Annotated in this window: 12 protein-coding genes; 5 read left to right on the top strand and 7 right to left on the bottom strand. The window is 49.5% G+C overall.

Features of this window, described 5'->3' with window-relative positions:
* Nucleotides 1-2: 2 nt before the first annotated feature.
* Nucleotides 3-896, bottom strand: a complete 894-nt coding sequence (gene gspC, locus L1285_RS22545) for a type II secretion system protein GspC (protein ID WP_235414414.1) — start codon at nt 894-896, stop codon at nt 3-5.
* A gap of 241 nt (nt 897-1,137) precedes the next feature.
* Here gspC and hslR point away from each other — a divergent pair, with 241 nt between their 5' ends.
* The 3 genes from hslR (at nt 1,138) to L1285_RS22530 (ending at nt 4,203) form a co-directional block, all read left to right on the top strand.
* Complete coding sequence (hslR, locus tag L1285_RS22540; RefSeq protein ID WP_046007050.1) at nt 1,138-1,548, top strand: ribosome-associated heat shock protein Hsp15; 411 nt, start codon at nt 1,138-1,140, stop codon at nt 1,546-1,548.
* An 11-nt stretch (nt 1,549-1,559) separates the two neighbouring features.
* Nucleotides 1,560-2,405 carry an Hsp33 family molecular chaperone HslO gene (hslO, locus tag L1285_RS22535; RefSeq protein ID WP_235414413.1) on the top strand — a complete coding sequence of 282 codons (846 nt, stop codon included), beginning with the start codon at nt 1,560-1,562 and terminating at the stop codon, nt 2,403-2,405.
* A gap of 259 nt (nt 2,406-2,664) precedes the next feature.
* A complete protein-coding gene (locus L1285_RS22530; RefSeq protein ID WP_046007052.1) occupies nt 2,665-4,203 on the top strand; it encodes a phosphoenolpyruvate carboxykinase in 1,539 nt (512 codons plus the stop codon).
* A 247-nt stretch (nt 4,204-4,450) separates the two neighbouring features.
* On the opposite strand, the gene L1285_RS22525 is transcribed toward L1285_RS22530, so the two are convergent.
* The 3 genes from L1285_RS22525 to ompR are packed head-to-tail and all read right to left on the bottom strand — an operon-like array spanning nt 4,451 to nt 7,214.
* Entirely contained in the window at nt 4,451-5,155 is a 705-nt protein-coding gene (locus L1285_RS22525) for a hypothetical protein (RefSeq protein WP_235414412.1), read from the bottom strand.
* Complete coding sequence (envZ, locus tag L1285_RS22520) at nt 5,148-6,494, bottom strand: two-component system sensor histidine kinase EnvZ (RefSeq protein ID WP_235414411.1); 1,347 nt, start codon at nt 6,492-6,494, stop codon at nt 5,148-5,150. The genes L1285_RS22525 and envZ overlap by 8 nt, the downstream gene beginning before the upstream one ends.
* Nucleotides 6,495-7,214 carry an osmolarity response regulator transcription factor OmpR gene (gene ompR, locus L1285_RS22515; RefSeq protein ID WP_046007055.1) on the bottom strand — a complete coding sequence of 240 codons (720 nt, stop codon included), beginning with the start codon at nt 7,212-7,214 and terminating at the stop codon, nt 6,495-6,497.
* Nucleotides 7,215-7,435: 221 nt separating this feature from the next.
* Here ompR and greB point away from each other — a divergent pair, with 221 nt between their 5' ends.
* A complete protein-coding gene (gene greB / locus L1285_RS22510) occupies nt 7,436-7,909 on the top strand; it encodes a transcription elongation factor GreB (RefSeq protein ID WP_046007056.1) in 474 nt (157 codons plus the stop codon).
* An 85-nt stretch (nt 7,910-7,994) separates the two neighbouring features.
* Nucleotides 7,995-10,331 carry a Tex family protein gene (locus tag L1285_RS22505; protein ID WP_235414410.1) on the top strand — a complete coding sequence of 779 codons (2,337 nt, stop codon included), beginning with the start codon at nt 7,995-7,997 and terminating at the stop codon, nt 10,329-10,331.
* An 89-nt stretch (nt 10,332-10,420) separates the two neighbouring features.
* On the opposite strand, the gene L1285_RS22500 is transcribed toward L1285_RS22505, so the two are convergent.
* The 3 genes from L1285_RS22500 to bioH all read right to left on the bottom strand — a co-directional run bounded on the left by L1285_RS22500 (nt 10,421) and on the right by bioH (nt 12,471).
* Nucleotides 10,421-11,323: a putative metalloprotease CJM1_0395 family protein gene (locus L1285_RS22500; RefSeq protein ID WP_235414409.1), complete on the bottom strand. Its 903-nt coding sequence runs from the start codon at nt 11,321-11,323 to the stop codon at nt 10,421-10,423.
* Nucleotides 11,323-11,631, bottom strand: coding sequence for a hypothetical protein (locus tag L1285_RS22495; RefSeq protein ID WP_235414408.1), 309 nt, complete (start codon nt 11,629-11,631; stop codon nt 11,323-11,325). The genes L1285_RS22500 and L1285_RS22495 overlap by 1 nt, the downstream gene beginning before the upstream one ends.
* Nucleotides 11,632-11,733: 102 nt before the next feature.
* Nucleotides 11,734-12,471, bottom strand: a complete 738-nt coding sequence (bioH, locus tag L1285_RS22490; RefSeq protein WP_235414407.1) for a pimeloyl-ACP methyl ester esterase BioH — start codon at nt 12,469-12,471, stop codon at nt 11,734-11,736.
* Between the last annotated feature and the right edge of the window lie 20 nt (nt 12,472-12,491).

The following is a 12,491-nucleotide window of genomic DNA, read 5'->3' as shown; positions in this document are numbered from 1 at the left end:
CTTTACAGGCTAAATTGCACATCGACAGTTTGGCCGTCACGTTCAATCGTGATACTGGCGTCAGTGCTATTTCTCAGCTCGTTCATCGCTGACATAGCCTGTTTCATATCCGTGAGTTGGAAGCCATTAATAGCAATGGCGAGATCGTTATTTTTAAGACCCATTTTTTTAAACAGCTCAGGGTCTTTGCCCGGACGCAAACGATAGCCAACCAGCTGACCGTTGCGCCTTTCAGGCGAAATACGAATGTAATCGAACAGTTTGCCCGGCTCAGCCAGCAACTCATCACGGCGTTGCTTAAGTTCTTTACGGGCTTTATCACTCATTCTGTTTGGTTTAGCAGCTGTGGTACGGCGCGACTGCACAGGCGTAGCAACCTGGCGGCTAAATTCAATACCGTCGAGCATCAAGGTTTCAAACCGGCCACTGACATCGAGGATCACCCGATCTGGCAGTACCTGAGCCAATTTAGCGCGTGTACCCTTAATGGCATCCTGGACCAGATAGGTTTCCTGACGGCCCTGAGATTCGATAATTGCCAGTCCGGCAGCATCATCTTGGCTGACCGCGACAATCCCCGTCAGGCGCACATTTAACTGGGTTTCAGGCGCATCGGAAATAACCGGCTTAGGGGCTTCAACCACAGGCTTTTCATTGGCTTTGCCAAAGACATTATGACCTAAGATAGAGCGGCTACTGACGGCTGCTGAATTCTGTGCATAAACTTGAGATTGGGTTGGCAAAGGCTGGGTCTGAGGTGCTGGCCAAAGCAGCCAAAATAACTTAGCAAAAAGAAACGCGATATACACAACAGCCAAATACACCACCAGGCGGCTAAGCTTCGCATGGGGTAAGTTATGTAATAATTTTTGCAACTGTTGTAGCTGTAATTCCATATGTCATATTCTTATTCTGTTGAGCGCCTCAGTGTACCGCCTCGAATTCGATTCAACAAGCACGCGTATATGAAACTTTAAAGTAAATAGGTACAACTTAGAATACCTAACTGAACACAGTATTAACAAGACCTGTGGCTGAGATATAACCACAGCAGCGCGTGTTCAGATGCTTTTTTTGCCTCATCAAATGTGTTAAATTTCACCGATTAAATTAGCTTTGGGCATTAGTTAACGAATTGTGACAAAAGTCAATCAAGAAAACAACCTAAGCGAAGTGAAAGTACGCCTGGACAAATGGCTCTGGGCGGCACGCTTTTATAAAACCCGTACCATTGCCCGTGAGATGATCCAAGGTGGCAAGGTACACTACAACGGCCAGCGCTGTAAACCCAGCCGAATGGTTGAGGTAGGCGCAACCATCAAATTGGCACAAGGCTTTGATGAAAAGGAAGTCACCGTGCTGCAAATTATGGAAAAGCGTCAAAGTGCCCCCATTGCTCAGACTCTCTACGAGGAGTCCGCTGCCAGCCTTGAAAAACGGGCGCAAAATGCCATTGCGCGCAAAAACAACAGCTTTTTTGCCCCGCGGCCGGAGCATAAACCAGATAAGAAGCAGCGTCGCGAACTGCTTAAATTGAAATCTAGCTAGGATCTGAATTGATGCAACAAGATTTACTTCATCGATATATTTTCGATCAACTTGATGTACGTGGTGAGCTCGTACAAATTGAACACACTTTTAATGACATTATCAGCGGCCATGACTATCCGAAGGAAGTACAAACTTTATTGGGTGAGCTGCTACTTGCGTCCAGCCTGCTGACTGCCACATTAAAGTTTGAAGGCGACATCACGGTACAATTACAAGGTGATGGGCCGGTTAAATACGCCGCCATCAATGGCGATCATAAGCAGAATATGCGCGGCATCGCTCGAGTGCAAGGTGAAGTCACGGGCAGCAGTGTTCAGGATCTGATGGGCAAAGGCTATATGGTTATCACCATTACCCCAGATAAGGGCGAACGCTATCAGGGCGTTGTACCACTCAGTGGCGAAACCCTGGCTGCCTGCCTGGAAGACTATTTTGTTCAGTCTGAACAATTAAAAACTCGCCTGTGGTTTGCCACGGATGTCAGTGGCGTGCATGCTAAGGCAGCCGGCCTGTTTTTGCAAGTACTGCCAGTAGACAAGGCCAAATCGGAAGAAGATTTTGCGCATTTAGAAGCACTCAGCAACACCATTAAAGATGAAGAGCTGCTCGAACTTGACGCACAAACCGTTCTGACACGCTTATATCACGAAGATAACCCACAATTATTCGAGCCACAGGAAATTAATTTTGTCTGTGGCTGCAGCCGCGATAAAACTATCAGCGCTTTGGTCAATATCGGCCGTGAAGCCCTGTTGGAAGATGTCCAAAAGCAGGGTGAGATCAACATCAGTTGTCACTACTGCCTAAAAAATTACCGATTTGAAGAACAGGATATTAAGGCAATCTTTAATTAGCCGAGCTGTTTTTATCAAATTGAACACTAGCCGCCATTTTGGCGGCTTTTTTGTCGCTAAAAATTGATACCGGTGTCATTAAAAGGTCACATTTCATGACACCGGTATCATTGAAATTATTCAGTTTTTTTGACAAATTTATGGCGTTTTACCCGCTTTCAGGGCTCGAATATCTGAATTTCATCTGTTACTATAATTTCAGCTTTTGGTGAAACTTCTCCAGAGCTATCCCGTTCAATTCTCACATTTAGGTATAAACATGACTTCAAGCGCTACTCGTTTTGTCGATTTAACTGCAGCTGAACTTGTCGAACACGCCATCCGCCGTGGTGAAGGGACTTTGGCCGCAAATGGAGCTTTTGTAGCAAAAACTGGCCGCCGCACCGGGCGTTCGCCTAACGACCGTTTTATCGTTAAAGAGCCAAGCACAGAAAATGACATCCAATGGGGTAACGTTAACCGCCCATTCGATGCAGACAAATTTAACGCGCTGTGGGCCCGTGTAGAAGCACACGTGAACAGCAACGACCACTTCGTCTCTCACCTTGAAGTGGGTTCAGATCCTGAGCACTATTTACCCGTTGTTGTAACAACAGAAACAGCCTGGCACCATATTTTTGCCAAGAACATGTTTATCGAGCCTGAAAAATACAATGCAGCTGATTTACCCCAATGGCAGGTAATGAATGTACCTTCTTTCGTTTGCGACCCTGAGCGCGACGGAACAAACAGTGACGGTACAGTCATCATCAACTTTGCAGATCGCAAAGTGCTTATCGCAGGTATGCATTACGCCGGTGAAATGAAAAAGTCTATGTTCTCTGTACAAAACTTCCTGTTACCAGCGAAGGGCGTACTGCCAATGCACTGTAGTGCAAACGTAGGCGAAGCAGGCGACACGACATTATTCTTCGGTTTGTCTGGCACAGGTAAAACAACCTTGTCGGCAGATCCTAAACGCTTCCTGATCGGTGATGACGAGCACGGCTGGGCACCAGGCAGTGTTTTCAACATCGAAGGCGGTTGTTACGCTAAATGTATCGACCTGTCGCAAAAGAACGAGCCGGTTATCTGGAACGCAATCAAGTTCGGCACCATCCTTGAAAACGTGGTACTAGACGAAGCACGCGTACCTGATTTCAATGACACCAGCCTGACGCAAAACACCCGTGCAGCTTACCCGCTTGAGCACGTTGAAAAGCGTAAAGTAGAAAACCGTGCTGGTGAGCCTCGTGCAGTCGTCTTCCTGACGTGTGACGTGAGCGGCGTACTGCCTCCAGTGTCTATTCTGTCTGAAGAAGCAGCAGCTTACCACTTCCTGAGCGGTTATACGGCCAAAGTGGGCTCAACAGAAATTGGTTCTACGTCAGACATCGAGTCAACCTTCTCGACTTGTTTCGGCGCACCTTTCTTCCCACGTCCGGCAGGCGTTTATGCTGAGCTTCTGATGAAGCGTGTACGTGAGTTCAACTCAAAAGTTTACCTGGTTAACACCGGCTGGACTGGCGGTCCTTACGGCATTGGTAAGCGTTTCGATATCCCGACCACACGTGCTGTGATTGATGCTATCGTTAACGACACACTGGAAGGCGTAGAAACACAACACATTGACGCGCTAAACCTGGACGTACCGGTTGCTGTACCAGGCGTAGACAGCAAACTGCTTAACCCAATCAACACCTGGGAAGACAAAGCAAAATATGCTGAGTATGCGTCTAAGCTGGCTGCAGACTTCGAAGCGAACTTCGCTAAATACGATGTCTCTGAAGCCATCAAATCAGCAGGTCCTCGCGGCTAAGCTGATTTAGATTCAGATTCCTTTATCAAAAGCGCCCCTCGTTGGGCGTTTTTTTGTGCCTGAGATTTATACCAATTTGCTTAATTAAGTGTGCTATTTTGAGGCGAGAAAATATGGTCGATAACTAGGCAAAAATTTTGTTATTTAGTCGTTCTAAATGAAAAATTTTTAACACAGTTAGCGTCATATTTGCTCCGTCAAATTGAACAGGTATTAAGTGAAATTGGTATTAGTATTGAACGAAAAACTAAAGTTTATTTTTGAGCTGTTTCCAGGCTGTGGCGAGGAGTTGTCTAAAAGTCACAGGGATCACAGCGAGTAATGCCACCCCGTTATCGAAATTGGGGTTCAGGGCACAATAATGGGCAATTTCAGGTTTGCTGCTGGCCTTAAACTGAGCCACTTCCTCGGCTGAATAACGCGTTTTTCGTCCCACCGTTTTGAGACACAGCAGACCATTTGCATCACACACAAGACCCGTGGGATTTAATGTCAGATAAAGTTGTGATTCAGTATCAGAGCCAGACGCCGTTGGATAAACAGTGGCGATATTCTTCGCCATGGCCCGAAACATCGCGGGGCTCAGCATGGTGTCGGCATATAATAAAGTACGCCAGGGACGGCGCAAATACGCTTTGGTGACCTCAGCAATGGAAAAAGAAAAGGTGTTGTTCTTGCCGCGAAACTGCGGCAAAAAGCCGGCCGATGCGCCGATGACACAAAATGCCTGATGGCTGTCGTCAAAGGTGAGCAGACAGTAACCTGCCAGCTCACCCGCCTGCGTGTAATACAAGCGCAGCCGCCGGATAATGAGTCCGTCTTGCTCAAAGTAGTAAGCAAAATAGGCCTCGGGCTCTATGCCCTCAAAGCACTGTCCAATAATAGACAACAGCTGCGCTCTGGCAGCGCTGCTGAGACAACCTCTGTGATAGGTTAAGTCGCGCTTATTCACTGGACTTGGGCTCAGATGAAGGGGTCACGGGGGTAAACTTTTTCGCCACCGGCAGCATGACCTCAGCACTGAGCCCACCCTCGCTGCGATTACGCAAACGGACTTTGCCCCCATGCGTAGAGACAATGCGTTTGATGATCGCAAGGCCCAAACCACTGCCCTCGCTGCCCCGTGCAAGGTCGCCCTGCTTAAAAGGCTCAAACAGCGTTTCCAGCTCCTCTTCAGGGATCCCCGGTCCTCGGTCTTTGACCTTAATAAACACCGCCTTATGGCGAGCACTAAATTCTGTCATAACGTCTATCCGCTCGTCTGAATAGCGAATAGCGTTCTCAATCATATTGGTCACTACGCGCTTCAGTGCCACGTGGTTCATCATCACGGCGGGAACATTGGCGGCTGTCGTCAGTACAATTTCGCGCTGATGCTGCTGCTCTGCATGGACCACTTCCTCGACAACAGCATTCACATCATCCAGTACCATTTCACCACTATTGTGGTGCCTGAGGTATTCAATAAACTGATCTATGATGGCATTCATGTCTTCAATATCGTCGATGATGCCGTCTTTGAGGTAGGCTTCTTCATCCGACATCATTTCCGTCGCTAAACGAATACGCGTTAGTGGCGTTCTTAAATCGTGGGATACACCCGCCATCAATAAACGTCTGTCATTCTCCAGCTCGGCGATCCCCTTGGACATTTTATTGAACGCCCGAGTCACCTCAATGACTTCGGTAGAGCCATGTTCAACCAGACGAGTAGAAAAGTCGCCAACCCCTACCCGGCTGGCCGCAATCTGCAATGCCTTGAGTGGCCGGTTCAGGTGCCGGGCAAACAGCCAGCCGCCGAGCACACTTAAAAAACCGATACTGGAGAGGTAAAACACCAAAAATTCCATTTTGGTTTCTGAAAAACCGGTGAGCGGCACCCGTACCCAATAGCCCGGAGCCTGAGGCGCTTCGACCCAGTACACCACAGGGTCACCCTGGCTGATCCGCACCCGGGCTGAGCCATTAAGCTGCTCCGACATACTGCGCGACAGCAAGGTATACTCTTTCGCATCTCCCAGCCCGTTGCGATAGGCCTCCCGCTGACTCATCACCTCAATCCCGGTGATCTCAAAAAACTTTTCCGACAGGGTGGAGTCAATCTCCACCCCTTCTTCCCAGTCGATGAAAACCGTCTTCACTTGCTTGGCCAGCATCAGGTTAACCTGTTCAAAAGTCGGCTTGAACACATACAGGGTGACGGTAATGTAGGAGACTATCTGATTGATCAATAGCAGCGCACCGACAAAAAAAACCGTTTGCCCGAATGCGCTGCGCGGCAGAATACTCATTTATTTTTCGCCATCTGGCACAAACACATAACCCAGACCCCACACGGTCTGGATATAACGCGGGTTAGACGCATCTTCTTCTATCATTCTGCGTAACCGCGATACCTGCACATCGATGCTGCGCTCCAGTGCACTGTAATCTCTGCCGCGAGCCAGATTCATCAACTTATCCCGACTCAGCGGTTCACGAGGGTGACTCACGAGCGCCTTCAGTACTGCAAATTCGCCACTGGTCAGGGCAATGGTTTCATCGCCTTTTTGCATTTCCCGGGTTGCCAGGTTAAGTTTGAAGGCGCCAAACTCGACCTCGTTTTCTTCCGCGGCAGGTGCACCCGGCACTTCTTTGGCGCGGCGGCGTAACACCGCCTTGATCCGTGCTAATAGCTCGCGCGGATTAAACGGCTTAGGCAGGTAATCATCCGCGCCCAGCTCCAGTCCGATGATCCGATCCACTTCATCCCCTTTGGCCGTTAACATCACAATGGGAATTTCATTTTCTTTCTGTCGGAGACGGCGACAAATAGACAAACCATCTTCACCGGGTAACATCAGATCCAAGACCATAAGATGAAAGTTTTCACGCTCCAGTAACCTGTCCATTTGCTCTGAATTGGCTGCACTGCGAACGATAAACCCCTGCTCGACCAGATATCGCTCCAGCAGGCTGCGCAAACGCATATCATCGTCGACGACTAACACTTTGGTGGTTTCATTCCCCATGGGCATTCTTCTTATTTTTTCTTTAGTTGACCCTAAATATAATTGAAATTAAAACGCTTAGACACCATAAACAGTGAATAAGATTGTTACCGAACGTTACAAGTGCGGGCGTGATATGCCATGACGTGATCCGGCTACTCTCAGGCACAGTGAGATTGGTATCGACCGGGATCCACATTACACTAGACACATGTAGTTGTTCCGAGATAGTAAGCAACCAGATGAAAACCAACCTAATTACCCCAGAGGGCTATCGCAAGCTGCAACAGGAACACGACCACCTGTGGTTTGAAAAGCGCCCGGAAGTGACCAAAATCGTAAACTGGGCGGCAAGTTTGGGCGATCGCTCAGAAAACGCCGACTATACTTTTAACAAGCGCCTGTTGCGACAAATAGACCGCCGTGTACGCTACCTGCGAAAGCGCCTGCCAGATTTAAAAATTGTTGAGTACTCACCGCAGCAGCAGGGCAAGGTGTATTTTGGTGCCTGGGTCGAAATCGAAAATGATGATGGCGAGGTAAAGCGTTTTCGGATCGTCGGACCCGATGAAATCTACGAGCGAAACGATTATATCTCCATTGATTCCCCCATGGCCCGGGCATTACTTGGAAAATCTGTCGATGAAGAATACAGTGTCAAAACCCCGCAAGGTGAGATGCTCTGGTACGTCAATAAGATCGACTACACGGCCTGAACACAACCGTTACAGATATGATATGATGAGCGCAAACGCAGGCCCAGAAAATGGCCTAGCCAATTGAACTATATAAGGATTTTGCATGAGCAATATCTCAGCCCGTTTAGCTGCTGAGCTAAACGCATCACAACAGCAAGTGAATGCTGCCACCGCACTACTGGATGAAGGTGCAACCGTTCCGTTTATTGCCCGTTACCGTAAAGAAGTAACCGGCGGCCTGGATGATACACAGCTACGCTTACTCGAGCAGCGCCTCGGCTACCTGCGGGAACTGGAGGAGCGCCGCGCTTTTATCATTAAAACCATTGATGAGCAGGGTAAGCTTACAGAGCAGTTAGCCTCAGAGCTAAATCAGGTGCAAAGCAAAACCGAACTGGAAGATTTATACCTGCCCTACAAACCTAAACGCCGTACCAAAGGCCAGATAGCCATAGAAGCCGGGCTTGAGCCACTGGCCGACCTGCTGTTCTCTGATCCAAGTCAGACACCCGAGCTGGCGGCAGAAGCGTTTATCAATGCCGACAAAGGCATTAAAGATTGCAAAGCGGCACTCGATGGCGCCAAGTTTATTCTGATGGAGCGCTTCGCTGAAGACGCAAAACTGCTGAGCAAATTCAGAAACCAGCTGAAACAGCATGGTTATTTACAAAGCCGTGTTGTTCCGGGGCATGAAGAAGCGGGCAGCAAATATCGTGACTACTTCGAACACGACGAAAAGCTGGCGGGTGTGCCCTCTCACCGTGCACTGGCCATGCTTAGAGCACGTAACGAAGGGATTTTACAGCTGTCAATTAATCCCGAGCCACAGGCTGAAGACCCACAGCAGTACTGTGCACAAATGATAGCGGATCATTACGGTCTGGATGTATCGGGAAGCGCGGCAAGCGGCTGGTTAATGACGGTGGTGCAGTGGGCCTGGAAAATTAAGCTGGCCACCCACCTTGAAAACGAAATGCTGGGTGCGACGCGTGAGAATGCCGAACAGGGCGCGATTGATGTCTTTGCCAAAAACCTCAAAGATCTACTGATGGCGGCCCCGGCAGGTCCGCGCGTAACTATGGGCATTGACCCAGGCCTCAGAACCGGTTGTAAAATCGCAGTTGTCGATAAAACCGGTAAACTACTGGCGACTAGCACCATTTACCCACATGCGCCGCAGAATCACTGGGACAAGTCACTGCGCACGCTGGAACAACAATGCCGTCAGCACAAAGTTGAGCTGATTGCTATCGGTAACGGGACCGCGTCTCGCGAAACCGACAAGCTGGCCGCCGAGCTGCTTAAAGCCGCCAGCGAGCTTAAACTGACGAAAGTGATGGTCAGTGAAGCAGGTGCTTCGGTGTATTCTGCTTCTGAGTTTGCCGCCAACGAGTTCCCTGACCTGGACGTATCATTGCGTGGTGCCGTGTCAATTGCACGCCGACTGCAGGATCCGCTGGCAGAGCTTGTAAAAATTGAGCCCAAATCTATTGGTGTGGGTCAATATCAGCATGATGTATCACAAAGCCAGCTGGGTCAGACGCTGACCACAGTTGTGGAAGACTGTGTAAACTCAGTGGGTGTAGACGTCAATACCGCTTCCGTCCCTCTGCTAACACGCGTATCCGGACTGAATAAAACTCTGGCTTCCAACATCGTTAAATTCCGCGATACCAATGGTTCGTTCAGCAATCGTAAACAGCTGAAGCAGGTAGAGCGTCTGGGACCAAAAGCCTTTGAACAGGCAGCTGGATTCCTGCGTATTGCCAATGGCGATGATCCTCTGGATGCCTCTGCGGTTCACCCGGAAGCCTATCCTGTTGTGAAGAAAATCTGCACCAGCAAGTCGCTTGATGTCACCGCGTTGATTGGCAATAGCGATGTGCTGAGCAAATTGGATCCCGCCGAGTATGTTGACGATAAGTTTGGCGTGCCGACTATCACAGATATCCTGGGAGAGCTCGACAAACCGGGCCGTGACCCGCGCCCTGAATTTAAAACAGCACAGTTTAAAGCCGGCGTCGAAACCATTGCAGATCTGAAAGTTGGTATGACTCTGGAAGGCGTAGTGTCAAACGTGGCAAACTTTGGTGCCTTTGTCGATGTTGGTGTGCATCAGGATGGCCTGGTCCATATCTCAGCATTGACTGATAAATTCATTTCAGATCCACGTGAGGTGGTCAAGGCGGGTGACATAGTGAAAGTCAAAGTCATTGAAGTGGACGTTGCCCGCAAACGGATCAGCTTTACCATGCGCCTGAACGACGAGATCCCGGCAAATACAGGGCAAAAGCAAAATAAACCGGTCGCGCAAAAGCCAGGCGGCAAATCTCAGCGACCTGCACAACGCAAAGATAGTCGCCGAGACAACCGACGCGACAATGGCAACGCCGCAATGGGCAATGCCTTTGCTGAAGCCTTTGCCAAGCTGAAAAAATAGTTGCTTTAGAGACAAAGAAATAGAAGCAAAAAAAACAGGCCCGCAAATGCGGGCCTGTGTCGTTTAACTGATTGGTGAGAATACTAATGCTATATCACCACGGATAACTGAGAGGCTTCTTTGGGCTGAGTCACATGGCTATAAAAGCCCTCTATTCGCAGCGCCCGTGAGGCAATTTCAGGATCCCGCTCGATAGGCAATGCCACTGCAAAGGGATCCACTTCTTCTTCCAACCGGGCGGACTCAGGTTGTTGCTCGCTGAGTTCATCCTCATTCAGGCGACGAGTTTGATAGCCAACAACACGGTTGTTGCTTTCCTCTGCCTCATCACCACTGATAGATTGCTTGGCCAAGTCTGCCTGCGCCTGAGCAATTTTAGCCGTGGCATCCGCAGCAATGGCCCTGTCGGCGCCCGACGGCTCTGCCGGTGCTAACGCTGCCGCTCGGACCGTTTGCATTTTATCTATGGTTTCGCGCGGATCTCCGGTCGGTGCGACATCAATCATCACCTCACCACCGACGGCGTAATTATTACCGTCCGGACCACGCTGGTATTCATAGCTTGGTGAGCCCGCATATTGACCACCCACTCTGGCATGGGCTTCTTCGTGCAGACGCACTTCCCGGTCGCGGTCTTTTAACTCCTGCAGCTGAGCTTGTTCAGCTTCCAGCTCGGCTTGTTCGCGCTCACTTAATTCCTGCGGATCTTGCTGATCCTTTTGTTCCCCTTGCTCGCTTTGTGCGCCTTCCTGACGCTCCTCGATGGTTTTACCTTCTTTGAGCTGACCCGTGCTGTCGTACAGGCCAGAATCGTCCGCCGAGAATGACTTTTGCTTTTCGCCATCAGACAGTGGTTTGTTTTCGGTAAACGCAGGGGAGACTGGCGCGGGTTTTGGAATAACCTCGCGAAGCTGATTGTCACGTTGCGCCGTCTCAGTGTAGACGTTCGCCGTGTTTAGGTTCATCGCCGGGGGTGGCGTTACTATGTTCATTACACTTTAATATCAATCAAAGTACCCAATACTTCGTCTGCTGTGCGAATGGTTTGCGCATTCGCCTTGGCGTTAAATTCTGCTACTTTCAGGTCAACCACAGCTTCATCTAACCTGGGAGGTTGTCCTACAGGTGCGGTGACACCTTCATTACTGGACGCGCCCTGAAGCTGACGTTGCTGTGCAACCTGTTGCTCACTTTGCTGGTCCAGCGTTGCCTTGTTGATATCGACTGCGGCTTGCTCGGCACTTTGGCGGGCAAACTCAAAACCCTGAACACCTGCATTGAGGATATCATTGACTGCCATATCTCGCCCTAAAGTTAAAAATTCTCCACCTAATTATTGCTTAATTTATAAACAAAATAAAGTAAGAGCGGCAAAAAATTGCCGCTTTTTCGTTGCGCAAAACTAAAGAATTGATTTTAAATGAGTAACAAACTCATCTTTGTGAGAGATAAACGGCGCATGGGATGCTTTGGCAAAGGTGAATGCCTTGAATTGTGGATTGAGTGCCGCCATTCGCTCTATAACCTCGCTCGGGACCAACGCATCAAGACGGCCAAAAAGACCGAATACAGGCTGGCTGAGCGCGCCAAAATAAGCGCGGTAGTCACAGCTTTGTAATGCATCCAGCCCCAGACTCAGCGCCTCGGGGTGTGCAGCGGGTAGCTGACCTAATAGTTTGCGCAGCTGTTTAATGTCATCCCGAGCATGCTCACTGCCCATGGCCTGGATCGCAAGAAATCGCTCTATGGTTTTGGCACTGTCATCGGCCAGTGCTTGTTTGAACCCCGCCAGTACTTTTGGCTTGATCCCCGGCCACTCTGGCGACTCAACAAAGCACGGGCTCGATGCCACCAGCACCAGTTTGGCAACTTTATCCGGATAGCGATACGCCAGGTTAATAGCCACAAGTCCACCCAAAGACCAGCCAACTAATACAGAGTGCTCACTGAGATCGCGTGCAATCTCATCCGCAAGGTCATCTAACGTGGAAATATGCTCCGCAAATGCAGCCCCCCCAAAGCCGGGTAAATTGACTGAGCGAACCGCCAAAGGCTGTGCCTGCTGAAGCTGCTCAATGCTCAGCTGCCATACCTGTTTATTCATCCCCCAGCCGTGCAATAGGACTATTTCGCTTTGCATTAATTCACTTCTCCAACCAA

It is taken from the genome of Pseudoalteromonas sp. DL2-H2.2 (assembly GCF_021532535.1).
In the GTDB taxonomy this organism is placed as follows: domain Bacteria; phylum Pseudomonadota; class Gammaproteobacteria; order Enterobacterales; family Alteromonadaceae; genus Pseudoalteromonas; species Pseudoalteromonas rubra_A.
Note: the sequence above shows the minus strand (reverse complement) of the source record. Positions and strands in the feature narration are given on the sequence as shown.

Bases quoted from the DNA above. Each gene is read 5' to 3' on its own strand.
- ompR (WP_046007055.1), bottom strand. From the start codon at position 7,214: ATGGGGAATGAAACCACCAAAGTGTTAGTCGTCGACGATGATATGCGT.
- L1285_RS22495 (WP_235414408.1), bottom strand. From the start codon at position 11,631: ATGGCAGTCAATGATATCCTCAATGCAGGTGTTCAGGGTTTTGAGTTT.
- bioH (WP_235414407.1), bottom strand. From the start codon at position 12,471: ATGCAAAGCGAAATAGTCCTATTGCACGGCTGGGGGATGAATAAACAG.
- L1285_RS22530 (WP_046007052.1), top strand. From the start codon at position 2,665: ATGACTTCAAGCGCTACTCGTTTTGTCGATTTAACTGCAGCTGAACTT.
- envZ (WP_235414411.1), bottom strand. From the start codon at position 6,494: ATGAGTATTCTGCCGCGCAGCGCATTCGGGCAAACGGTTTTTTTTGTC.
- L1285_RS22500 (WP_235414409.1), bottom strand. From the start codon at position 11,323: ATGAACATAGTAACGCCACCCCCGGCGATGAACCTAAACACGGCGAAC.
- gspC (WP_235414414.1), bottom strand. From the start codon at position 896: ATGGAATTACAGCTACAACAGTTGCAAAAATTATTACATAACTTACCC.
- hslO (WP_235414413.1), top strand. From the start codon at position 1,560: ATGCAACAAGATTTACTTCATCGATATATTTTCGATCAACTTGATGTA.
- greB (WP_046007056.1), top strand. From the start codon at position 7,436: ATGAAAACCAACCTAATTACCCCAGAGGGCTATCGCAAGCTGCAACAG.
- L1285_RS22505 (WP_235414410.1), top strand. From the start codon at position 7,995: ATGAGCAATATCTCAGCCCGTTTAGCTGCTGAGCTAAACGCATCACAA.